28 protein-coding genes are annotated in these 23,472 nt (G+C 36.0%); 15 read left to right on the forward strand and 13 right to left on the reverse strand.

The features are described 5' to 3' along the window. The first annotated feature begins 128 nt into the window (after window positions 1–128). Window positions 129–1,526 carry a hypothetical protein gene (locus AAJG31_RS07000; protein ID WP_048391177.1) on the forward strand — a complete coding sequence of 466 codons (1,398 nt, stop codon included), beginning with the start codon at window positions 129–131 and terminating at the stop codon, window positions 1,524–1,526. Between the two features lie 35 nt (window positions 1,527–1,561). On the opposite strand, the gene AAJG31_RS07005 is transcribed toward AAJG31_RS07000, so the two are convergent. Genes AAJG31_RS07005 through AAJG31_RS07020 form a run of 4 tightly spaced genes read right to left on the reverse strand, consistent with a single transcriptional unit; the run spans window position 1,562 to window position 3,905 of the window. Further along, window positions 1,562–1,960: a GntR family transcriptional regulator gene (locus AAJG31_RS07005; RefSeq protein ID WP_048391179.1), complete on the reverse strand. Its 399-nt coding sequence runs from the start codon at window positions 1,958–1,960 to the stop codon at window positions 1,562–1,564. A 21-nt stretch (window positions 1,961–1,981) separates the two neighbouring features. Then, on the reverse strand, window positions 1,982–2,761 hold the full coding sequence (locus AAJG31_RS07010) for an ABC transporter permease subunit (protein WP_279494364.1): 780 nt from the start codon (window positions 2,759–2,761) through the stop codon (window positions 1,982–1,984). Window positions 2,762–2,767: 6 nt separating this feature from the next. After that, entirely contained in the window at window positions 2,768–3,670 is a 903-nt protein-coding gene (locus tag AAJG31_RS07015; protein ID WP_279494362.1) for an ABC transporter ATP-binding protein, read from the reverse strand. Next, complete coding sequence (locus AAJG31_RS07020) at window positions 3,654–3,905, reverse strand: PLD nuclease N-terminal domain-containing protein (protein ID WP_279494361.1); 252 nt, start codon at window positions 3,903–3,905, stop codon at window positions 3,654–3,656. The genes AAJG31_RS07015 and AAJG31_RS07020 overlap by 17 nt, the downstream gene beginning before the upstream one ends. 183 nt (window positions 3,906–4,088) lie before the next feature. On the opposite strand from AAJG31_RS07020, the gene AAJG31_RS07025 reads away from it, so the two are divergent. Together AAJG31_RS07025 and AAJG31_RS07030 are read left to right on the forward strand one after the other, a co-directional pair. Then, the gene (locus AAJG31_RS07025; protein ID WP_048391183.1) at window positions 4,089–4,628 is read left to right on the forward strand and encodes a transcriptional regulator; all 540 of its coding nucleotides are present in this window, start codon (window positions 4,089–4,091) and stop codon (window positions 4,626–4,628) included. Between the two features lie 32 nt (window positions 4,629–4,660). Continuing rightward, window positions 4,661–5,521 carry a YitT family protein gene (locus tag AAJG31_RS07030; protein WP_048391185.1) on the forward strand — a complete coding sequence of 287 codons (861 nt, stop codon included), beginning with the start codon at window positions 4,661–4,663 and terminating at the stop codon, window positions 5,519–5,521. A gap of 41 nt (window positions 5,522–5,562) precedes the next feature. Here AAJG31_RS07030 and AAJG31_RS07035 read toward each other — a convergent pair whose 3' ends face one another. Further along, window positions 5,563–6,726 (reverse strand): YbfB/YjiJ family MFS transporter, encoded by a 1,164-nt coding sequence (locus AAJG31_RS07035; protein ID WP_048391187.1) that lies wholly within the window; start codon window positions 6,724–6,726, stop codon window positions 5,563–5,565. A 100-nt stretch (window positions 6,727–6,826) separates the two neighbouring features. Here AAJG31_RS07035 and AAJG31_RS07040 point away from each other — a divergent pair, with 100 nt between their 5' ends. Further along, window positions 6,827–7,705 (forward strand): LysR family transcriptional regulator, encoded by an 879-nt coding sequence (locus AAJG31_RS07040; RefSeq protein ID WP_048391189.1) that lies wholly within the window; start codon window positions 6,827–6,829, stop codon window positions 7,703–7,705. A 106-nt stretch (window positions 7,706–7,811) separates the two neighbouring features. On the opposite strand, the gene AAJG31_RS07045 is transcribed toward AAJG31_RS07040, so the two are convergent. Further along, entirely contained in the window at window positions 7,812–9,413 is a 1,602-nt protein-coding gene (locus AAJG31_RS07045) for a Na/Pi cotransporter family protein (RefSeq protein WP_197078708.1), read from the reverse strand. A 279-nt stretch (window positions 9,414–9,692) separates the two neighbouring features. On the opposite strand from AAJG31_RS07045, the gene AAJG31_RS07050 reads away from it, so the two are divergent. Further along, entirely contained in the window at window positions 9,693–9,998 is a 306-nt protein-coding gene (locus tag AAJG31_RS07050; RefSeq protein ID WP_048391191.1) for a hypothetical protein, read from the forward strand. A 4-nt stretch (window positions 9,999–10,002) separates the two neighbouring features. Here AAJG31_RS07050 and AAJG31_RS07055 read toward each other — a convergent pair whose 3' ends face one another. From AAJG31_RS07055 to AAJG31_RS07075, 5 genes are all read right to left on the reverse strand, one after another. Beyond that, the gene (locus AAJG31_RS07055; protein ID WP_048391192.1) at window positions 10,003–11,514 is read right to left on the reverse strand and encodes a sensor histidine kinase; all 1,512 of its coding nucleotides are present in this window, start codon (window positions 11,512–11,514) and stop codon (window positions 10,003–10,005) included. Further along, the gene (locus AAJG31_RS07060; RefSeq protein ID WP_279494358.1) at window positions 11,498–12,199 is read right to left on the reverse strand and encodes a response regulator transcription factor; all 702 of its coding nucleotides are present in this window, start codon (window positions 12,197–12,199) and stop codon (window positions 11,498–11,500) included. The genes AAJG31_RS07055 and AAJG31_RS07060 overlap by 17 nt, the downstream gene beginning before the upstream one ends. Window positions 12,200–12,252: 53 nt before the next feature. Then, window positions 12,253–12,840 (reverse strand): DedA family protein, encoded by a 588-nt coding sequence (locus tag AAJG31_RS07065; protein ID WP_048391197.1) that lies wholly within the window; start codon window positions 12,838–12,840, stop codon window positions 12,253–12,255. Further along, window positions 12,840–13,412, reverse strand: coding sequence for an rRNA adenine N-6-methyltransferase family protein (locus tag AAJG31_RS07070; RefSeq protein WP_279494357.1), 573 nt, complete (start codon window positions 13,410–13,412; stop codon window positions 12,840–12,842). Before AAJG31_RS07070 ends, AAJG31_RS07065 begins: the two co-directional genes overlap by 1 nt. Window positions 13,413–13,863: 451 nt before the next feature. Beyond that, window positions 13,864–14,229 (reverse strand): hypothetical protein, encoded by a 366-nt coding sequence (locus AAJG31_RS07075; RefSeq protein WP_279494356.1) that lies wholly within the window; start codon window positions 14,227–14,229, stop codon window positions 13,864–13,866. Window positions 14,230–14,514: 285 nt separating this feature from the next. Between AAJG31_RS07075 and AAJG31_RS07080 the strand changes: the two genes are divergently transcribed. The 4 genes from AAJG31_RS07080 to AAJG31_RS07095 all read left to right on the forward strand — a co-directional run bounded on the left by AAJG31_RS07080 (window position 14,515) and on the right by AAJG31_RS07095 (window position 17,890). Then, window positions 14,515–15,414 carry a hypothetical protein gene (locus AAJG31_RS07080; protein ID WP_279494355.1) on the forward strand — a complete coding sequence of 300 codons (900 nt, stop codon included), beginning with the start codon at window positions 14,515–14,517 and terminating at the stop codon, window positions 15,412–15,414. A 137-nt stretch (window positions 15,415–15,551) separates the two neighbouring features. Further along, window positions 15,552–16,187: a TetR/AcrR family transcriptional regulator gene (locus AAJG31_RS07085; protein ID WP_315054812.1), complete on the forward strand. Its 636-nt coding sequence runs from the start codon at window positions 15,552–15,554 to the stop codon at window positions 16,185–16,187. Between the two features lie 21 nt (window positions 16,188–16,208). Then, a complete protein-coding gene (locus AAJG31_RS07090) occupies window positions 16,209–17,090 on the forward strand; it encodes an ABC transporter ATP-binding protein (RefSeq protein WP_233436359.1) in 882 nt (293 codons plus the stop codon). A gap of 2 nt (window positions 17,091–17,092) precedes the next feature. Continuing rightward, window positions 17,093–17,890: an ABC transporter permease subunit gene (locus AAJG31_RS07095; protein ID WP_175400711.1), complete on the forward strand. Its 798-nt coding sequence runs from the start codon at window positions 17,093–17,095 to the stop codon at window positions 17,888–17,890. A 40-nt stretch (window positions 17,891–17,930) separates the two neighbouring features. Here AAJG31_RS07095 and AAJG31_RS07100 read toward each other — a convergent pair whose 3' ends face one another. Then, window positions 17,931–18,527, reverse strand: coding sequence for a TetR/AcrR family transcriptional regulator C-terminal domain-containing protein (locus AAJG31_RS07100; protein WP_016993228.1), 597 nt, complete (start codon window positions 18,525–18,527; stop codon window positions 17,931–17,933). Between the two features lie 116 nt (window positions 18,528–18,643). Between AAJG31_RS07100 and AAJG31_RS07105 the strand changes: the two genes are divergently transcribed. The 5 genes from AAJG31_RS07105 (at window position 18,644) to AAJG31_RS07125 (ending at window position 22,343) form a co-directional block, all read left to right on the forward strand. Further along, window positions 18,644–19,372, forward strand: coding sequence for an ABC transporter ATP-binding protein (locus AAJG31_RS07105; protein ID WP_112117601.1), 729 nt, complete (start codon window positions 18,644–18,646; stop codon window positions 19,370–19,372). Next, entirely contained in the window at window positions 19,369–20,385 is a 1,017-nt protein-coding gene (locus AAJG31_RS07110) for an ABC transporter permease (protein ID WP_259949939.1), read from the forward strand. Before AAJG31_RS07105 ends, AAJG31_RS07110 begins: the two co-directional genes overlap by 4 nt. Window positions 20,386–20,544: 159 nt before the next feature. Next, on the forward strand, window positions 20,545–21,417 hold the full coding sequence (locus tag AAJG31_RS07115) for an ABC transporter ATP-binding protein (RefSeq protein ID WP_115673490.1): 873 nt from the start codon (window positions 20,545–20,547) through the stop codon (window positions 21,415–21,417). Window positions 21,418–21,435: 18 nt separating this feature from the next. Then, complete coding sequence (locus AAJG31_RS07120) at window positions 21,436–22,134, forward strand: hypothetical protein (protein ID WP_048391214.1); 699 nt, start codon at window positions 21,436–21,438, stop codon at window positions 22,132–22,134. A gap of 32 nt (window positions 22,135–22,166) precedes the next feature. After that, window positions 22,167–22,343 carry a hypothetical protein gene (locus AAJG31_RS07125; RefSeq protein WP_259949938.1) on the forward strand — a complete coding sequence of 59 codons (177 nt, stop codon included), beginning with the start codon at window positions 22,167–22,169 and terminating at the stop codon, window positions 22,341–22,343. A 39-nt stretch (window positions 22,344–22,382) separates the two neighbouring features. Here the strand turns inward: AAJG31_RS07125 and AAJG31_RS07130 are convergent, their stop codons facing one another. Then, complete coding sequence (locus AAJG31_RS07130) at window positions 22,383–22,832, reverse strand: DUF523 domain-containing protein (RefSeq protein WP_054550630.1); 450 nt, start codon at window positions 22,830–22,832, stop codon at window positions 22,383–22,385. An 82-nt stretch (window positions 22,833–22,914) separates the two neighbouring features. Here AAJG31_RS07130 and AAJG31_RS07135 point away from each other — a divergent pair, with 82 nt between their 5' ends. After that, the gene (locus AAJG31_RS07135; RefSeq protein ID WP_259949936.1) at window positions 22,915–23,460 is read left to right on the forward strand and encodes a GrpB family protein; all 546 of its coding nucleotides are present in this window, start codon (window positions 22,915–22,917) and stop codon (window positions 23,458–23,460) included. Window positions 23,461–23,472: the final 12 nt, after the last annotated feature.

The raw sequence follows: 23,472 nt of genomic DNA on the forward strand, positions 1-23,472 counted from the left end.
ATCAAATAATTTATTTTAATTACCCATTAATTCAGACTGCTTTTCACCAGGATCAAAATTTTTTAAAATCATCACCATCTTTTTTTCTCTTCATATTCTATAGAATCAGAATATTGAGGGGGAAACGTATGGGGATTGAATTCACAGCTCTCCATTGGATTTACGTGGTTTTTATTGTGCTCATCATCGGATTTATGGTTAAACGTCGCGATACCACCCTCATTTGTGTAGTAGGCATCTTTATGCTAGCGATTGTTGCAACTGGTGATTTTACTTCTTCCATAAGTGGTGTGTTTAACAGCTTTATTTATGCCATAACTGAGCTGCTATCAACGATTCTTATTATTTCGATTATCGTGGCGATGAGTCGGGTCATGATGTCTTCAGGTATTAATGAGGTTATGGTGGCCCCTTTCACAAAGATCATTAAAACACCCGCACTCGCTTATTGGACGATTGGACTTTTAATGATGTTTATTTCTTGGTTTTTCTGGCCATCACCTGCAGTAGCGCTATTAGGAGCCGTGCTCTTGCCTGTTGCGATTCGGGCGGGCCTCCCAGCACTGGGGGTTGCCATGGCCATGAACTTATTTGGGCATGGTATTGCATTATCGAGTGATTTTGTCATTCAAGGGGCTCCAAAATTAACGGCTGATGCTGCTGGTATCCCTGTTGGAGATGTTGTTTCAGCCAGTATTCCGCTTGTTATCACAATGGGCGTTGTAACGACAATTGTTGCTTATATTTTTTTAAGACGTGATATGAAACGAGGAACGCTACTTTTAAATACTGGCAACAATGAGGAGGAGGAGGGTGAACAAGAAACTGCGGAAAACTTACTGTCAATTGGGCAAAAACGATTCTTCGCCGTACTTATTCCTATTGCCTTTATCTTAGACGTTATCGCTATGTCAGTATTCAATTTAACGGGCGGCGATGCAACGGCTTTGATCGGTGGAACCTCTGTTTTTATTTTATTGTTGCTTAGTATGGTTGCTCATAAATCAGCGGGATTAGAAAAGACAACAAGTTATTTGATTCAAGGATTTCAATTCGGCTTTAAAGTCTTCGGACCCGTAATTCCAATTGCTGCTTTCTTCTATCTTGGAGATGCTGGCTTTACACAAATTCTTGGAGATCACCTCCCCGCTACTTCACACGGTATTGTCAATGATCTGGGTGTCGGTCTTGCAGCAATAGTTCCGTTAACAAAGGAAATTGCTGTTGTTACATTGGCAGTTGTTGGTGCCATTACTGGGTTAGATGGTTCGGGCTTCTCCGGAATTTCTTTAGCAGGTTCGGTTGGTAGTCTATTCGGGAATGCTATTGGTGATGGAACAGCAACTTTAACAGCTTTAGGGCAAATCACAGCGATTTGGGTTGGTGGTGGTACACTAATTCCTTGGGCATTAATCCCAGCAGCTGCTATTTGTAATGTCAGCCCATTTGAACTGGCAAGACGAAATTTAATTCCTGTAGTCATTGGACTGATTGTGACAACGATAGTTGCTGTGTTTTTAATTTAATTTAATAAAAATAGTAAGAGATGGTTACTAGGTTATCAGTAGCCATCTCTTTCACTCTCCGTATAATACTTTTGTAAAATGTCATAAAACATTTCTTTTAGTTGAGATTTTTTCATGCCTAAAATATAAGCCTCTATCAATAATTGCTCCACTTTCATAGCTATTTGGTGACATGAAATAGTCGTTGCTTTATTAGGATCTACGATAATAAATGCTCTAGACTGAGGCTTAATGGTGATGATCCCCTTTTTTTGAAGCTCTTTGTAGCTTTTATGAACTGTATGCAGATTGAGGTTTGTTTGTGCTGCTAGCTGGCGAATTGAAGGCAAATGTTCCCCCTTTTTTAAGCTTCCAGTCGCTATGGATAAAAGCAACTGCTGTGTGAGTTGTTGATAATATGGAATTTTGCTTCTTCGATTTACTTTTACATTCATTTGTCGAGGATTTCCTCCATATTAAAATTTCTTTTTGGCAATAAAATGATGCATGATAGCCATCATGGATAGTACAAGTAACAGTGTGACAATTATATTAAAGCTATACCATTTTTCTATGTCACCTGTCATGATTATCGTTGTAGCATACAAACTATTACTAGCTGGATTTATGACATCTAAGAATGGATGTAAACCAGCACAAAAACGACAAATAAATAAGACACCAATACTAATTAAAGCAATAAATGGTGTACTATTAAAAAATGTACTCATCATGGCAACAAATGTAATGATGAACAACAGCCAAATACAATAAAATGCTAAAGCTATCAATGCGCGCATTATCGGTACAGAGGTAAATAAATAAGATGTATAGCCAAGGGACATTGCATAGCCAAGCGAAATACATAGGACGGCTAAAATAAAATGAGTAAGGAGTTTACTGTTTAAGTAGGATGTGATTGATACTGGCCTTGTTAAAATGAAGGCCATCATTCCATTCGCTTTTTCTCCTTGAATAATACCCATCGTTGCAATAGCAAGGATGATTATACCTAATTGATCAAATTGCGAATTAAGGGTTGAAGCAAGCACTTCTTCTCCTCCTGGCTTTGCCATTGTTGGATCAATTATAATCCCTTCTATACCACCCATTGATTGTAAAATAGCAGGCAAGAAATACATCATAATCGGCTGAGTTAAACCTAGGAGGATATAGACGATTGGTAGCCAAACGACTTTATATTCCTTTGTCATTTGATTCATTTCTTTTTTACTTAGTGCTATAAACGTATTCACTTCAAATTACACCACCAATTCTAAAAATATTTCTTCTAAGCTTTCTTGAAGGCCAAGATCAAACTTTGTAAATAGTACATTTGAATCCAATCCGTACTGTAGCAATCGATGGGCGTCCTCTTCCAAATGATTGACATATACTTTAAAACCATCCCCACAATTTTCGATTCTCTTTACATAAGGTAAATGTTCAATCGTTGTTAGCCACTTAACATCTTTCTTTTGAACCGCTAAAAAGATAGCTGAATCTTGATAGCGATTAAGTAACTCTAATTTTGTTGCATCTTCTATTTTGTAACCATTTTTAATGACCACAAAGCGCTCACAAACTTCCTCCGCATCGCCTAAAATATGTGTAGAAAGTAGTATGGTCGTTTCTTTTTTTATGTCTTTTAATAGATTCAGCACTTCACGTCTACCAATTGGATCTAGGGCTGAAACTGGTTCATCCATAATGATGAAAGCTGGCCTGTGTAATAAAGCTTGTGCGATTCCAAGACGCTGTTTCATACCTCCTGAAAATGTTCCAACATGAGCATGTGCTTCTTTCCCTAAGCCTACCTTTTCCAGAAGAATTGGGATGTCTTTTTGTAATTGATTTTTCGAAATACCCGAAAGTGTCCCCATAAAGGCTAAAGTTTCAGATGCGGTCATCCACGAGAAGAAATTAGGGTACTGTGGTAAATAACCAATATGATTTTTCATCTTTGAAATTTTTTGCCCATCAAGTACAATGTCCCCTTCATCTGCATAAAGAATATCAGCAATAATCTGAATTAATGTAGATTTCCCTGCCCCGTTTGGTCCAATAAGCCCTACACATTCATTCGAATCTATAACCATTGAAAAACTACTTACTGCCGTTTTCTGTTTAAATTTTTTCGTAATATTATTAATTTCTAAGCGCACGTTTATTGACATCCTTTCTTCCCATCACGAAATATAGAACAGAACCAATTGTATTAAAGAACAAAATAATAATGGCCCACATTAGTATGTTTTCTCTGCTATCTCTATGTTTATATAAATCTATTAGTGCAACAGTGATAAGTAAAAAACCTACGAGTACAAATGGTAAAAGAATTGGTAGTATGCTTACCCAATCAATTTGATTTAAGTCTTCAAAACCATAGTGTAATTTCATTTTTATAACCCCTTTCATTATCATTATCAATAATGATAACAAAAGAATGAAAAAATTTCATTACCTTTTTACTGTACATCTTTAAAAAAACGCTATAGTATATTTTTTGATAATGTTCTCAAATTGATAACATTTGATTGCTTCCCTTGATACTATCTCATTTTCTGGTAGGAGGATCGGTTTATGCGTAATAAAGCAGAGGTATTAATGCACCCTGTGAGAATGAAAATTTTACAAGCTCTGATGCACAATAAAGAAGAGGGTTTGAGCACATTGGAGATGATTTCTGTCATTAAAGATGTACCACAAGCCACTCTATATCGTCATATCCAAATTTTAGTCGATGAAAATATCATAAAAATTGTGAAAGAGCGAAAAGTTCGTTCTGTTACAGAGAAGTTTTATGCATTAAATGAAGGAGCAGCAAAACTTAGTAAGGAGGATTGGACTCAACTCACAACCAAGCAAAAATTAAATTATATTTCCTACTATCAATTGGCTTTACTATCTCAATATCAAAATTACTTGCATTCACTTGATGAAAAAGAAAGCACAACAGATTTAGCAACTTTTTCTTTAATCGACTTAACGTTAACGGACGATCAATTCAAAAACTTTGAAAATGAATTAAACGATTTATTAACTAAATACTATAATATGACCGACTCAAATAAAGGTTTGGAGACTAAAACAATTGCTTTAAATATTATTCCAAAGCCTTAGGTACTATTGACGTAGAGAAATGGAGAAGATTTATGAAAAAAGGAAAGTCACTAGAAAATATACGAAAATTAATTATGATCATTATTGGGGCAGTTATAGCTGCATACGGACTAGAGGCCGTGTTAATTCCGAATGCTGTCATTGATGGCGGTGTAACAGGTCTTAGTATTATGGGTGCGCACCTCTTTGGTATCCCGTTAGGCGTACTGCTCTTTGTATTAAATATTCCGTTCATTTATATCGGCTACAAGCAAGTTGGAAAAACCTTTGCCTTAATGAGTAGTGCTGGTATTGCAGCATTATCGATTTCTACAGTGCTTTTACATGACGTCAAAACCATTTTAGGCCCAAATGATCCCCTCCTAATTGTCTTATCTGGTGGTATGCTCCTTGGTGTGGGTATTGGAATTGTCCTACGAAATGGTGGCGCTTTAGATGGCTCAGAGGTTTTAGCTGTACTATTATCACGTAAAATTCCATTTTCAGTCGGCGATATTATATTATTTATCAATGCCTTTATTTTCTTAGGGGCAAGCTTTATCTTTGGCTTAGAGAGTGCTCTCTACTCAGCGTTAACTTACTATATTGCCAAAAATGTTATCGATATTATCCAAGTTGGTTTAGAAAAATCAAAAGAAGTTCGTGTTGTTAGTGGAAAATCCGAGGAGATTGGAGACGCTATCCAAGCCCGCTTAGGACGTGGTGTTACCTATACACATGGACGTGGTGGTTTCTCCAATGAACCAACAGAAATCTTAAACTGTGTCATTAACCGTATGGAAGAAAATAAATTAGTTTCGATTATTAAAGACATCGACGAAGGCGCTTTTGTAGTCATTTCTGATGTGTCAGAAGTTCGTGGTGGTAACTTTAAGAAACGAGATATCCATTAATTTCAAAGTAAGTAAGGCGCACTATGCCTTACTTACTTTTTTTAGTTGCTTCTATCATATTTTACGCCTCCTATTAAACATAATCCTCCCAGCATTACTACTAAGGAAGCCCCAACTAAGGCATACTGATAGCTATTTGTGTAACTTGCAAGTGTGCCTGCAATGGATGGACCAATCATTTGTCCGAGCGCATAGCCAGCCGTTAAATAACCTATCATTTGATGACTATTAACTGGTGCAAGTTTCCTCGCTAATGTTGTACAAACAGTTGTAATTCCCATAAAGGTTGCCCCAAAAATGAAGGCACTAGCATAAAGGGTCATCGAATTTGTAGCTAGCGCAGGTAAAACAATACCTATCGCTTGCAGTAGCATAGAGATGAGTAAAATTTTCACATAGCCATAACGCTGTGCTAGCTTAGACCAAACGATACATGAGGGAATTGCTGCAACACCCACAACAAACCATACAAAGGCTGCATCTCCATGAAAGCTTGTCGACTCCTGTGCAATTGATACAATAAATGTGCCTGTGACAATATAGCCAAGCCCCTCTAAGCTATAAGCGATGATTAACCATTTCATCCAAGACTGAGGAGGCGTTTTCTGTGAAATTATCTGGCTTTCCACTAGTTGTTTACTTGGTGTAATAGGCTTAATGAATAGTACAATCAAGACAAACAATACAATACTAAATAAAGCTAATACGATCCAAGTTCCATTCCAATGGAAAACAGCTTGGATTGGTGAAACAATTACCGCACTTAATGCAATCCCTATTCCCACCCCACTATAGAACAGCCCCGATAGATGCATATGACTACTGCTGGCTAACTGGTCTAGTATAAGGCTTGTTATAACAACAAAAATAAAAGCACTCACAACACCCGAGATAAATCGTAATAAATACCAAATGATGATTACATTTGTAAAGCCCATGAAGGCTGTTGTTAAAATGCTGATACCAAGGGTAATTTGCAAAAAGAGAATACGTTTATTCCCTATTGGTAAACGACCTGCCACCCAGGCTCCAACCAAATAACCTAAGTAATTACTTGTTGCTAAGTAACCTGCTGTTGCTCGGCTAAATTCAAAAGTTTCTTGCATATAAGGTAAAATAACCGTATACGAAAAACGGCCGATGCCCATAGCAATAACTAAAGCAAAAATACCCCCGATTAAATAGCGTACGGTTTGCTTGTGCATATCATCACTCCTTCTATTTCACTATATCGAATATCTAGGTATCAAAAATAGATCTAATTCTTTATAATAAGTATCAATAAAATTGATAGCTGGAGGGCATATGAATATTAATGATTTAACGATTTATCGAACAGTCGTCCAAACAGGTAGCTTTTCTAAAGCTGCCACAGCACTTAATTACACACAATCCAATATCTCTATGAAAATACAAAGTCTTGAGGCAATCTACGAAACAACCTTTTTTTATCGTGGACATCGAGGGATACGGCTAACACCAAAAGGAGAACAATTCTACGAGTTAGTCCTAAAAATGCTTCATCTCTATGAAAAAACCTTTGAGATCATACATGAAACGGAGGAACAACGAGGCGTTTTACGAATTGGTTCGATGGAAACAACTGCTGCATTGCATTTACCAACTCTGTTAAGCACATTTCATCAAGCACATGAACAAGTGGATATCACCATATTAACAAGCCCTTCTCAGTACAATATTGAACGGGTAGAAAACTATGAACTAGATGGCGCATTTGTTACCGGACCTGTTTATAAAGAAAATATAATGATGAAAGAGTTTGTCTGTGAAGAGCTTGTTATTCTCACTTCTAGCAAGCATAAACCTATTAAGCATCTACAGGATTTAGAGGGAAGCACTGTGATTACATTCCGACATGGCTGTTCCTATCGAGCCATCTTGGAACATTGGTTACATGAAGAAGGGGTTCGACCACAAAATCGAATGGAGCTTGGTACGCTTGACGGTATTATTGGCTGTGTTGCTGCTGGGTTAGGTATTACCTTACTACCACTTGCCATTGCGGAAAAATATATGGCAACACAAGCATTAACATTGCACAAGATAAAGAACAAGCAAGCACATATTCCTACATGGTTTATTTATCGTAAGGACGAAGTACAATCCCCCATCCTAACTTATTTTTTAGAAGCCATAGAAGCTTATGACTATCCGACAGTTTGAGGGTTCTATCCTTCAGTTTTGAAATTCTATCCGTCATTTTAACAATTCTATCCTTCCCCTAATAAAAAAGCTGTTCAGCAGATTATCTCCACTGAACAGCTTAATATTAGGCAATAACGGTTTCCGCTATGTTAGAAGCATGATCACCAATTCTTTCTAAATTACTCACAATATCCGCAAATACAATACCTGCTGAACCTGAGCAAACTCCTTCATTTAATCGCTTAATATGCAACTTACGTAAACGTCTCTCCATATTATCAATTTCATTTTCTTTTTCTATCACTTGCTGTGCTAAGGAAAGATCACGCTTATCAAGGGATTCAATAGACATTTTCACAGTTTCTAATGTAAAAACAAACATATCTTCTAACTCCTGCATCGCTTGTTGACTTAAACGAACGCGATTACTATCCTTGTATTGCAGAAGCTCAATTATATTTTCTACATGATCACCAATTCGTTCGATATCCCGAATATTTTCAAATAAAGCATGATGCACTTGGGAATCATGGGTTGATAGAGATTGTTTTGATAGCTCCACTAAATATTCCGTTGATTTGCGGTCTAAATTATTAATGGCTTCCTCCAATTGGCCGACCTTGCCGATTAACTTAGCATCATCCGTTTTCAAAATCGTTAACGTTTCTTCTAGACCTTGAATACTATACTCGCCCATGCGCACTACTTCCATTTTTGCTTGACCTAATGCCACTGATGGTGATTTGATAATCAAATTTTTATCCAAAAATTTTGGTTTGTATTCAATAACTGAATCTTCGCCTGGAATTAGTTTCGTTACGACATAAGCCCAAACACCTATGAACGGTAACTGAATGATTGTATTGATGACATTAAACGTTCCATGTGCAAAGGCTATTTGCATTTTCGGCTCTAAATTGAGCACCCCTGCAATCCATTCCACATAGTTCGTAAATAATCCCAATATGAGCATAAAGATAATTGTACCCACTACATTAAATAGTAAATGTGTGGCAGCTGCTCGCTTTGCTGCAATAGAAGCACCTAAAGCGGCTAGAATTGCTGTAATCGTTGTACCAATATTATCTCCAAACAAGACAGGTAATGCCCCGTGTAAAGTTATTAAATCTTCAGCATAAAGCCCTTGTAAAATCCCTACTGTAGCTGAGGAAGATTGAACAATCAGGGTGAATATCGTTCCTACTAATACCCCTAAAATCGGCACATCAGACATTTGTACAGTCAAATCTAAAAATGGTTGCCAATCTCTAAGTGGCTTCATTCCACCACTCATAAGCTCTAAACCAATAAATAAACCTGCAAACCCGAATAATACTTGTCCAATATTTTGAATGAAACTTTTCTTAAAGAAAAATAAGCATATCGCGCCCACTGCCATAATTGGATATGCGTAAGCACCTACATCTATTCCTATAATAAATGCTGTGATGGTTGTCCCAATATTAGCTCCCATAATAACGCCTATTGCTTGACGCAATTTCATAAGTCCTGCGCTCACTAGTCCAACAGTTATAACGGTCGTACCTGAACTTGATTGTATGAGAACTGTAACCACAATACCAACTAGTACACCCATCAATGGGTTTGTTGTAAATTTATCTAAAATATCTCTTAGTCGATCACCTGCAGCCTTCTGCAAGCCATCTCCCATAAATTTAATAGCGAAAAGAAATAAGCCTAACCCTCCAAGAAATTGGAAAATCATCTCCTGTACATTGATAGCCAATCCATTCAACCCTTTCCTTGTTGTCAGACTTTATTATTAATAGTTTTAAGCTAGCTGTACATATCATTTACAATGGATTAAATTAATGTTTACACGCCCTTTACAATTAGTCCAAAAAACGGACATATTCAAATCAAATTCAACAAAAAACAAACAAAAAAAACATGAAAAAATCTTCAATCAGATTTTTACATGTTTTCTTTTGACGACTGAATGCATTTCCATTAGGCTGTAATTAGACACTGAAGGGAGTTTTTTATGGATATTTTTATAGCTAGTAACCGCCAATTACCGATCCGTTACTATGTGCAGGAAGCAATTTGGATTCGACGTGGTGGCAGTATTAAGCTGCCAGATTTAACACTGCCATTTTTCGTTGAGGTAGAGATTAAAAATCAATATAATTTACATATCATTGCAGATTATATTATGGACTTTCAACGACAATACAAGCATACTGAAATCCAATTATTAATCAGAAACACAGCTACCCTAGCAACCCTGCAAGACATGCTGTCACATCATACACAAACACAACATGCCATTACTATTCTTCCATTGTAGTCAGTTATGTAGCTGCTAACGGCAATGTGATAATAAAGTACAGTGTCTCATTTTTGTATTTTGCGTGAATCGTTCCTCCGTGAAGCTCCACTATACTTTTGGCAATCGCTAGTCCAAGCCCTGAGCCCTCGGTTACATTTGTTCTCGATTGATCTTTTTTATAAAATCTCTCAAATAAACTAGCAAGCTCCACCGATGTAAAGGCATCACTTTGATTCGCTACACAAATACGCACATGGTGTGCTTGTCCTTCAAGGGAAACCATAATTTTCCCTTCAGCAGTACTATAATTGATCGCATTGATGAGGAGATTATCAAAAACTCGTACAATCTTTTCCGAATCCAGCGCAGCAACAATTCGATTCTCTGGAAAATGTTTTATAAAAATACGTTGTTTCTCCTCTGCTAACGGTACTAATTCCTCCATTAGTTGTTCGAGCAGCTCATTTACACAAACTTGTTGTCGCATTAAAGTATTTTTATCATTCGTGAGCTTAGTATATTCAAATAAATCGTCTATTAAATTTTTTAATTGTTCGGATTTAGAAAAGGCTATTTTCAAATATTCGTCATATTGCTCTTTTGTCTCATACTTCTCTTCTCTTAATAAACGCAAATAACCCATGATTGAGGTAAGAGGTGTTCTAAGGTCATGTGAAACATTTGTAATAAGCTCGTTTTTTTGTTGCTCAATTTTCCTCTCCATCTCGATACTTGTCATAATTTCTTCTGCCATTTGATTAACATTATCCGTTAGTGAAGCAATTTCATCTTGGCCTTTTTTCTCAATACGAAAGGCTAAATTTCCTTTTGCGATTTCCATAACCCCCTCTGCTAATGCCTCAATTTGATTCATTTTGCGTTTTGTTATCGAGAAAAATGATACGATAAACAACATAACACCAATGAAAAAAGGTATGGGACCTTCATTCGTACTTGTGATGGCTTCTCCTTGTGGAAGTCCACTAACAAAGAAGTAATAATTTTTATCTTGTAAAGTTAGTGGCACTAATGTAGTAAACTCTTCACGAGAAGTTTCGATCATATGATAGGCATTTTCAAAAGGTTGATTCATTGTAAAGCCCATGACATGCCTTATTTCTTCATGCAAATCGATTTGTTGCTCTTTTACCTGCTTTGTTTTATATAAGATCTTACCTGCCTCATCTGTGACGACAATTTTGAATGCATTGTCCTCATTTTCTATTTTTCCATTTTCTTGATCGATCAATTCTCTTAATGCTTCAACACTATTTTCTTGGGTTGCCAATGCTGCTGTATCCTGTGCATGATAATACATCATCTTCATACTACCACTATAATCCACAATCACTGTCTCATTGTTATTCTCAAAAAATGGCACTACTGCACGTGCCACTAAAAAACTGCCAAGTGCACATAATAAAAACGTTGTAAATAGTTGAATACGAATGCTACGTTGAATATTATTTTTTATTTTCGCACCAATTTGCTTCAGAAACCTTGGGAACTTTAAAAGCCTAGAGAACTTTTTCAACTTTATACCCTACTCCCCATACGGTTTTAATATATTGTGGATTCCTTGGATTTGCCTCAATTCGCTCTCTAATTTTTCGAATATGTACCATTACAGTATTTTCCGATTGAAATGCTTCCTCTTTCCAAACTTTTTCATAGATTTGCTCTGCACTCATGACAATGCCAGGGTTACTAACAAGCAATTCCAAAATAGCAAACTCCCTAGGTGTCAGCTTTACTCTTTCATTGTTAACAAAAACTTCATGTGTCGCTGTATTGATACGTAAATCGCCAACTTCCAGCTCCTCTCTATTGCTGCTATGTAAGACACTCATTTTCAGATAGCGACGGAGCTGTGATTTAATACGTGCAATTAGCTCTAACGGATTAAAGGGCTTAGTCACATAATCATCAGCACCTATCGTTAAACCACTAATCTTATCCATATCTTGAGATTTGGCAGTTAGCATAATAATAGGCATTTCTGCTATTTCTCTTACCTTCATACACATTTCAATGCCATTTACTTTAGGCATCATTAAATCCAATACAATTAAATGTACTTTATGCTTCTTTACTAACTGTAAGCCCTCTTCTCCATCACATGCCTCTAACACATGAAACCCCTCATTTTTCAAATAAATGCCTATCAGATTTCTTATCTCTTTTTCATCATCTACAATTAAAATTGTTTCATTACTCATCTAATCCCACCATTAATCAAATATTTTCCATTCATAATGCTCCTCCATTTTAGCTATTTTATTATTTTCCGTATATAAAAATAATAAATACAGCTAACAGTCACGATGAATAACCCAAAGTACATACCATATTTCGTAGCAATCAAAGAAATATATTCAATTTGACTGCCAAATAATAAACCTAGTGTAAAATAAATCAATGTCCAGACAAAGCCTGTTGTATAGGAAAATAAGGCATATGTTTTAAAAGACATATTATTCATTCCCACCAAGTAAGGGAGGATATGTCGAACAATTGGAATAAAGTAACTCAGGACTAATGCAAAGTGTCCATATTGATCTAACAATTCTTGTGATTTGGTTAAGTACTTTGCCTTTTTCTTTTTCACAAGTTTATCGAGTACACGATGACCAAATAGTTTTCCAAGTATAAATCCTAGAGAAAGCCCTGAAACAACGCCTAAATAAGTAAGTAAGAAAGATTTCCATATGATCAATTTTCCTAGCGACGATAGAAAACCACCACTCATGACAATCATTTCATCTGGTAGTGGCATGCCTATGATCCCTAGCCATAAACTAAAAAACAAAGCAAAATAGCCATATTGTTCAATAAATAATAAAAGATCCTTTAGCTCCATTAGCTGACCCTCGTATTTCCTAGCCTACAGCTCAATACATAGGCTGGTGGCATATTAATCCATACTTTCTCATGTGAAATATTCTGAAAATAGGTTTGAAAAAATGATTTTTTCACAAGTGAATATTGGAAAGTAATGAATTTTCCATTGTACAAACAATCCCTCACATTTTTTAAAATACAACACGATACTTCCGCCTTTAACGAAGTAAATGGCAGTCCAGAAATAACATAATCTATTTTTTCGATATTCAAATCTGTCAAATATTGCTTCAAATTTTCTGCTGAACCATGGATCACTACAACATTGGCTACATGAGCAAATTGCCTACGCAGTTTCTCACAAAAAATCGCATTATGTTCAATGAGAACAAGTAATGTAGCTGGCTTTTTTCTTTTCACAAGCTCCTTTGTAAAGGCCCCCATCCCAGGGCCAAGCTCTATAATGCATTGAGCCGTCTCAAAGCAAATAGGTTGCACCATTTTATGCGCTAATTTCTTAGAACTAGGTGATATAGCGCCTATTGTTTTTGGATGCTTTATAAATTCAGTAAGGAAGGTGATGAGCTGCATTTAGTTGTCTCCTCGCTTTGCTTTCTTTATTGATGGTTTTAACTATAAAGAGACTTTCTTAAAGATTTGCAAGGAGAATTCTTAACTTTTTCTTAATAATTGACATTATTTAGCTAGTAGATCAACACGATCTCATACAGTGAAAACAAAAAAGTCGCTCATTTTCATTCATGAGTGACTTAATTGCTTGATTTCTATATTCATCTTCATTTTTCTTTTTACACTCTTTATCCCTAAATGCTCATCAAATTCAATTTCATTGGTATTGAACTTACATAGTTAATTCTATAGATGTAGCCCCCTCCCCATTCTTTACCACGTTCAAGTAACTGTTTCCCCAAGATGATTGATCGCAATATAATCTTCATTTTTAGCTTTATCAATAGTAATGACCATATTTTCCTCTCTTCTTATAAAGGCATGGTCCTTTCTTATACGACTTATTGTAATTTTAATCTTTTACTCTATGTCTCATGATTCCTTTTCTAATCCCTCTTATAATTAATTGCCCTAAAACATAAAAAAATGAAACAAAGATAATGGCTACATCTCTTCCAAAAGGTTTAAACCAACTTCCATCATCATTTATAAAAAAATGGCCTAACATTAAAGACAAAGCTGTCATTAAAAAATTTAGGACAATGAACAAAGGTAGATGAACATTTCTAGATACTATGCCTACTCCAATGATGAAAAAAAGAAATAACGGAAATAAGAAGCTAGCCTCTTGGTTTGAGAGGTGGCTATTATACTCGTAAAAATGAAATAAAAACGGAAATGGAAATAGCGACAACATACTTTGAATACATCTTTTCATTTCAGCTACACCTCCACAAAAATACAATATGATTATTTAAGTGTAATTTTACACTAATTATAATCTTTTATCTATAAAAAATAAAATGTATAGGATGGTAATTCTTCTGTATTAACTTCCTCCTGAACTTCAGTACAATTTCCCTTAAGATTCATAAAAGATTAAAAGGTACTTCGTTCTAATGACTATTTCCTACATAAAATAGGCATACAATTGCTGCCAATCGAATAGAAACCTATATAGGGAACATTTAGTCATGGGAAAAATAAAGTGGGGTGTGTAAGGATGCTTAAAGTAAATGATGCAAAAGAAATGGTACTTGAAATTGTGCAAGATGACCCATTGTTTGTGGCACTGCAACATACACCTTTAGAGGAAAACCTCTATAATGATGGGTATTTAGCAGAGATCGATGAATCGAAACACTATACAATTGCAGAAGTCGCGGGCTGGTTTGATATTACAGACGCCATGCTTCGCTACTATTTAAAACCGTTTGAACAGTATATTTTTGACAATGCTTCGCCCAATACAAATAGCAATATTCGTTTAAACCTACCTGCTATATTGAGATTGCGCATGATTTTATTATTGAAGGATGAGTATCGTGTAAGGGGGATTAAATTATTGCTAGGTATTGATGATAACGGTCAGTTGCTGAAACACCAAATTACCGCAACGACCATGGATTCTGAGGATTTATCACATAAAATCGATTTGCTTGGAAACGTCCTACAGCAAATGATTCAAACAGGTCTTTTTCAGATTTTGCCGAATGAAGAGCAAGGGACGTTACAAGTTAACATTAATCAGGACTTTCTTGACAAAAACATTCAACGTCTTTCGACCGATTCTGTCCTTCAAGTGGAAGAAATTCAAAAAGAAACGTTGGAGCTAAAGCAGGAAAATGAGCATCTACAAAATCAAATTACCGAGCTGCAAGAAAATAGCGTGAAGGACATTGTCCAAAAGATTAGAGAGCGTCATATAGAAAATGAAATCGTTTCTAAATTACGTACAGAAGCATTACAGCAATATTCCCAAAATCATAAAGTCGGTTTTTTCACCAAATTTTTTAAGTCCGCACAAATTGAAATGGACAAAGAGCAATTCGTTCTAAGCTATATTTCAAAGCATTTAGAAGAACGTTTAGAAATTGCATTGAACAATTATTATGATAAGTAAACTGAAGCAATGGAGAGCATGAGTGAGACTATTGGAAATGGTCACAATCATGTTCTTTTTTATTTTCCCAAATCACATTGACCACAGTAGTCAATTTCTATATAATGGCATAAAATATGACGGAAAGGAGTAAAAAATTGTATCAAGCTTTTATGAATTTAACCGAAGAAAAGCGCCAAGCAATTATTAATGCTGCCTTAAGGGAATTTTCGCTCAATAACTATGCTACCGCTTCAACAAACAAAATTGTGAGCAATGCCAATATATCAAAAGGCATTTTATATCACTATTTTGGTAGTAAAAAAAATTTATATCTTTTCTTATATGACTATACAACTACTAAATTCTCCGAGGCACTTAATCGCCAAATTGATTTAGCAGAGCCTGATATTTTTAAGCGTTATGAACAGATCATGAAAATTAAAATTGATCTCATGAAGCAATATCATGCGCTGTTTGATTTTTTGAAAAAGGCCTATGCTGAAACAAGCTCTGAGGTACGAGATGAACTAAATCATTACAATGCCGCTTTTCAAAAAAATGCTTATGTAACTGCATTCGAAGGAATTGATACTAGTTTATTCCGAGAAAATTTGGATATAAAAAAGGCAATTGATACTATTCAATGGGTAACAGATGGTATCAGTCATCGTTATGAGGAAAGATTAAAAGCGCATGTAGATAATCAAGAGCTCTTTAATGAATTAATCGAGCAATGCATGGAAGAGGCTAGTGAATATTTTCTATTTTTGAAAACATTATTGTATCAATAAAATGGGGTGAGTGACGTGTCCATGATTGAAGTAAACCATTTAACTAAAAAGTTTGGCGATTTTTATAGTATACAAAATGTTCATCTACAAATTCCAAAGGGTGAAGTGTTCGGTTTTTTAGGACCAAATGGGGCAGGAAAATCCACAACCATACGCCATTTAATGGGTTTTTTACAGCCAACTGAGGGCTCTTGTTTCATTAACGGTTTAAATTGTCGGGAGGCATCTGCAACCATTCAACAAGTTGTTGGCTATTTACCTGGAGAAATTGCGTTTATTGATAAAATGACGGGTAAGCAATTTATTCACTTTATTGCTAAGTTAAGAGGGATGAATGATTACACCCATGCCGAGGAATTAATGCATTTCTTTGAATTAGATGCTTCTGGGCTCATAAAAAAAATGTCGAAAGGTATGAAGCAAAAGGTTGGTTTAGTTTGTGCCTTCATGCATCATCCCGAAATTGTCATTCTAGATGAACCTACTAGTGGTTTAGACCCGCTCATGCAAACCAAATTTATTGAATTCATTTTAGCTGAAAAGGACAAAGGAACGACCATTTTCATGTCCTCTCATATGATTGAAGAAGTAGAGAAAACTTGTGATCGTGTAGCGATTATTAATGCAGGTAAAATCGTGGCGACTGAAACCATTACAGATTTAAAGAAACGTAAATCTAAAAAATACATGCTTGAGTTTCAAGATGAGCAAGAGCTCACTCGCTTCCTTGATGAGGAATATGTACTTGAACGTATCTCTTCTACAAAAGTTATGATTACTATAATGGGAGACCTTCAAGCATTTCTCCATACGCTATCTAACTATAAAATTATAGACTTAGACGTTATTTCCCAGTCACTAGAAGATATTTTTATGCATTATTACGAAAGTGGAGGTGCTTAATCATGAATTTTACCTTATTCAAGCATGAGTTATTTGCCTCTCTTAAACTATTCACCATAATTATCGGTGTACTAATGCTATATATTGTCAGTGTAATTTATATGTATAACCCAGAAATGACGGATACACTAAAAAAATTAACAGAAACAATGCCTGAGATGATGGCAGCCTTTGGTATGACCAGCATTGGCGATACCTTGATAGAATTTCTCTCCACCTATTTATATGGATTTTTATTAATGATTCTTCCTTTGGTATTTTCTATCATGTTAGCCAATAAGCTCATCATGGGCTATATTGATAATGGTTCGATGGCATACTTAATCGCTACACCGAATACACGTTTTAAAATTGTCTTTACACAAGCACTATTTTTGATCATCAGCCTTTTTACACTCCTTGCTGTTACTACGTTGGTCATGATTGTCTTTGCAGAAATATTATTCCCTAATGAGCTGGACATAACGGCCCTACTCCTGTTAAATTTCGGGCTATTTTTATTGCACTTTGCCATTAGTGGATTCTGTTTTCTTATGTCTTGCAGCACGAAAGATTTAAGAACATCCTATGCCTATAGTGCTGGCATTCCCATTGCCTTTTATCTGATTGAGGCACTGAGCAATATGGGTGGTTCACTAGACAAATTACAATACATTACAATCTATTCATTGTTCGATTCCGTTCAATTAATTCAACAAAATAGCTCTTGCTGGTGGATGCTAGGTACACTTTTCCTCATTGGCTTGCTTTGCTATAGTCTAGCAATTCGTTTTTTTGTAAAACGAGATTTACATCTCTAAATTTCTAGCCGCTACAGATCCAGTGCTGTAGCGGTTTTCATTAAATAGTACCTACTACATTTCCTAAAAAACGTATTAATCGAAAATGTAGAGCGACCATTTCTTCTACCGTTAAGTTCTCGTTCCCCTTGTCCAACCACTCCTGAATGACCCCCAAAATGGCAGATGCTATAAAGGCTTGTAAGTATTGTTGAAACTCTGGATCTTGTGCTTCCTTGCGTATAAGCGATAATCTGTCCAAAATATGACTCCCAAAGATCATTTTCACCTTTTGTGTAAAGCTAGGGCTCCCCTGCTCTCCTAATAACATACGAAAAGCTGGTGCATGCTCTTTTATACACGTTATCACCTTGATAAATGGCTGATAAAGTTGCCCCATTTTTAACGTTTGAAAAGCATCCAACGGCTGAACATGTTTGACATAGCGCTCTAACTCCTTTAATAGCTCTTGCTGCAAATCCTCCATCACATCATATTTATCTGAATAATGTAAATAAAACGTGCCACGATTAATTTCAGCTACTAACGCTAAATTCTTTACAGTCACACGCTCAAAGCCTACCTCCTCTACTTGTTGGATAAAAGCATTTTTAATGGCTTGCTTCGTTTCAAAATTCATTTTTTCATGTACAGACACATATTTCCCTCCATTTACTTAACACTTGCTGGCAAACTGTTGATTGTATTTGCTCACATGCTACCGTAAAATTTTTATCAAATCAACATTGTGTTCAGTGAAGGAGTGAGGACCATATGGGCAACCAGGCAATCTCTATTAAGTCTCTCGAAAAACGATTTCAACATAAGCAAGTTATTGCCCCCCTTTCTTTGGATGTTCCTAAGGGACAGTTAATGGGCTTACTCGGTCCGTCAGGCTGTGGTAAAACAACACTAATCAAAATGATTATGGGCATGCTGAAACCTGATAGTGGTACTATTCAAGTATTAGATTTGAATGTTCCTCATAAACAATTATTAAATGACATTGGCTATATGGCACAATCAGATGCACTTTATACAGATTTAACGGGGGAAGAAAATCTACATTTTTTTGCAAAGCTTTATTCACTATCTAAAGCGGAACGAATAGAAAGAGTAGCCTATGCGGCAAGCCTCGTTCGTTTAACAGATGACTTACGACAAAAAGTAGAAAATTATTCGGGGGGAATGAAACGTCGATTATCTCTTGCTATTGCCCTTATTCAAAATCCTAAACTACTCATTTTGGATGAACCAACGGTGGGGATAGATCCTGTCTTAAAAAAGGAAATTTGGCAAGAACTGATTCGTTTAAAAGATCAAGAACAAAAAACCATTTTAGTGACGACGCATGCGATGGATGAAGCGGAAAGATGTGATCAATTGGCCATGCTGAGAAGTGGACATATTATTGCACAGGGTACCCCTCAAGAGTTAAAAGAACAATATCAAGCAAAAGACTTTGATGAGGTGTTTGTAAAAGCTGGAGGTGACGTTCAATGAGAATAGGTGCTATCATCACAAGAATCATCCAACAAATGAAAAGAGATAGACGGACACTTGCTTTATTATTTTTAGCCCCACTTCTTGTCTTGTCCTTAATGTATTTTATTTTCAATAGTAATGAGGCTTCCGTCACACTTGTGGTCTCTAATGCGCCCGCCCCATTGATCGACAAATTAAAAGAGACTGATTTTACCATTATCGTGGACAATGATTTTTCAAAAAAACAGCTACAAGATAAAGAGTATAATGGTTGGCTAGCAGTAGAGCAAAATGTTAGTAAGTTAACTTTATTAAATGATGATCCTTCTCTGGCAAAGGCTTTAATGATGCAACTTGCTCAAATCTTACAGCCTACACAAGCCTCTATAGGCAGTATGAAAACGGACTATGTTTATGGTGATCAGGATACGGCTATTTTTGATATATTTAGTCCTATGCTCATTGGCTTCTTTGTTTTTTTCTTTGTTTTTTTAATTACGGGCATTGCCTTATTAAAGGAGCGTACTTCTGGAACATTGGAGCGTTTACTAGCGACACCGATTAAACGTTCAGAAATTGTAGCAGGCTATATGGTTGGCTATGGTTTATTTGCGTTCCTGCAAACAATTATTATCGTCCTGTTTGGTATTTATGTGCTCGATATTGTCCATGTAGGCTCCATCTGGCTTGTCCTACTCATCAATATGATGGTTGCTCTTGTCTCGTTATCCTTAGGTGCGTTGCTATCTAGCTTTGCCGCTTCAGAATTTCAAATGATGCAATTTATTCCGCTTGTTATTGTTCCTCAAGTGTTCTTTTCGGGTATTTTCCCGCTGGATAGTATGGCGGAATGGCTTCAAAACATTGGGCGTATCATGCCTCTATACTATGCTGCGGACGCATTGAATGGTGTGATGTATAAAGGTTATTCACTTTCTGATATTATAGTGAATCTCAGCATTCTTGCTTGTTTTGCCATTGTTTTCATTACGTTAAATATTATCAGTTTAAAAAAATATCGTTCGTTGTAATCAATCCTTAAAAGTTCTGCTATTTAAAAAGCAGAGCTTTTTTATGTAACTGAAATAACTAAAAACAGGAAATATAACCAATTTAATTGAAGTGAATGGTCGATTTTCATTATAATTATTTTATGGAGAAGAATTATCCAAAAATAAAGGTGTGTGAAGATGACTACTATTTTGGAAGTACAAAACATCTGTAAACAATACAATGGGAAAAAAATTTTAGAGAATGTATCGTTTTCAATTGCGTCCAATCAAATCATTGCTCTAGTGGGGAAAAATGGTTCTGGAAAAAGCACTTTACTCAAGATTATTGCAGCATTCATTAAACCCGACAGTGGTTCTATTGTGAAGCATAAAACGTCTTTAAAAGTTGGCTATGTACCAGAAACAACTCCTTCTCATATTTTATTTACACCTCAAGAATATCTTTATCACATGGGCTGTATACGAGGTATGGCTAAAAAGCAGCTTTTGCAGAAGATAGAAGAATTACTTGAGATGTTTCAACTAAAAGAGGAAAAAGATACAAGGATTGTCCATTTCTCTAAAGGGATGAAGCAAAAGGTGATGATTATGCAGGCGATGCTAGAAGAAACTGATCTACTGATAATGGATGAACCATTGTCAGGACTTGATGCCAAGGCACAAAATGATTTCGAACAAATCTTAGCTAGAGTAAGAAGCAAAGGACTCAGTATCCTCTTAACCTGTCATGAAACCAAATTACTCGAAAACCTTGTAGACTCCGTTTTACTTATTCAAGAGAATACGATCATTCAGATAGAGGGTTTCGATCGCAATCCAACGCATCGATTAATTTTTGAGATTGCTAGCCTATCATTACTCGATGAAATCATACCTTCGATAGAGATTCAACAACAACAACTTTTAGTGAATGGACATTATGAAATAGTGACGATTGTTCCAGCAAAGGATTCAGATCAAATTTTACTGAAATTATTACAACACAATGCTTCAATTAAATATTTAGCTACTGTCCACTACAAAAAAGAACAATTCTCTTCTCATTTTTGAAAGGAGGAATCGAAAAAGATGAGCAGTTTAGTACGTTATCAATTGATAAATTATTTAAGAACCTATCAATACGTTCCACCTTTTACAATCTTCATTCTATGTCTTATCGTTAATTATACTTTTGTCCCTAATCCAATATTAGATAGTTATTCATTTACATCTCTTGTGCTCTTTTTTTTAATGGGCTGGTTTACTGTTACATTATTTCATGCTGAAGATGAAGGACAAAAAATGATTACTACCCTTCATACGAGAAAAACAATAGACTACAATTTAGGGATATTCATCATTTGTGGGCTGCTTGCCTTTAGCCTAAGCTGTGTTTCTGTCATCTATCCTATCCTAATAGAGGCATTTTTTGAGAAGCCCAAACTATTACATATTTTACTAGGTTTCTTGTCTCATTTTAGTTTATCGTTACTTGCCATTGCACTCACTGCTTTATTTACTAGGGAACTCGTGAAAAATAGGCGAAATACGTGGTGGGGTGTAATAGGCATCCTTATTATTTCTGTCGTGATCGCTACTTTAAAAGATTCTATTCTAACTGGACTTCTTTGGTTACTTCCTCCTCTTCATTTTTCATTAGAAATGATGAGTGTGGGCGATCAAATTGAAGTTATACCCAACGTTTTTTATTGGCAATACACATGGATTATAATCTATGCATTCCTTATCATTGTTTTGTTTTTTTTCCTAGTCAACCGAAGAAAATGATTTAGACATCTTACTAAGGAGAGATAGTATGTATGAGCAACGGGAACATCAAAGTACTAATTGTTGAAGACGAAAATGATATAGCTAATATTATAAGGGACTACTTAAGTGTTAATCAGTTTGATTCACATATAGCTGCCATTTTTGGCGGCTGGATTTCGACCAAAATAATTGCTAAAACGTCGCCTCGCATATTAATTGTTGAATAAATAAATTTGGCCCCTACTAGTTTAGGGGCCTCTCTTTAATCATTCAAAAAAATTCTCTTCAGATAGCACGACGATATTGTTTCTTCGAAGCAATGCCGTAGTTACTCCTTCGCCAGCTAATTTTGTTCCATTAAACGCACCGTTATAAATCTTTGCACTGCCACAGGATGGGCTATATTCCTTTAAAATGACATGAGTTGCCCCTACCTCAAGTGCTTTTTGTAAGGTTGCATAGGCTCCCTTCAGATATAAATTTGTGACATCTCGTCCAGAACTTTCAACCACTGTTGCGTTGCCATCAAGTACATCTTGTCCATTGCCACCTACAATTTCAGCCGGTTCGCGGGGCGTTGAAAAGCCTCCCATCAGCTCTGGGCAAACCGTGACAGCTTTATTTTCTAACACAAGCTTTTGTATTTTTTCATCTAGACTGTTTGTGCCATTATAACGAACATTTAAACCTGCTAAGCAAGCACTTATTAAAATCATCGTTTTCTCACTCCCTCTACTATCTTTATTCCACTATAACACGCATGCTACAATAATTATGAAGACCAAGGGAGGAGATAAAATGCCTGATCCTATTTTGATTTTACCTTATACAGATGAATGGGCTAAGGAATTTCATAGCATAGGCTGTCAATTACGGGAGGCCTTAGGAAACATAGCGCTGAGAATTGATCATATTGGCTCAACTGCTGTAACAGGGCTAGCAGCAAAGCCTGTAATTGATATACAAATATCCGTCGCATCGTTTACACCATTGGCAGCATTTAAAGCTCCATTAGAATCTCTAGGTTTTAGTTATCGAGCAGAAAATCCAGACAAGTCTATACGCTATTTTCGAGAGGCTCCTAGAGATAGACGAGTACATATTCATGTTCGACAGGCTGGTAGTTGGGCAGAGCAGCTAGCCTTATTATTTCGAGATTTTTTGCGCCGTCATCCAGATTACTGTCGTCGCTATGAGCAGGTAAAATATGTATTGGCTAAGAAATACCAATATAATCGTCAACTTTATACAAAATCTAAAGAATCGATCATATGGGAAATTTTAAAACAAGCAAATCATTGGAGTCAGCAGACTGGCTGGTCTCCTGCCAATTCAGATAACTAAAGAAAAGGGAGG

Origin of the sequence: Lysinibacillus sp. BS3 (assembly GCF_039614735.1) — a bacterium.
Taxonomy (GTDB): domain Bacteria; phylum Bacillota; class Bacilli; order Bacillales_A; family Planococcaceae; genus Lysinibacillus; species Lysinibacillus capsici.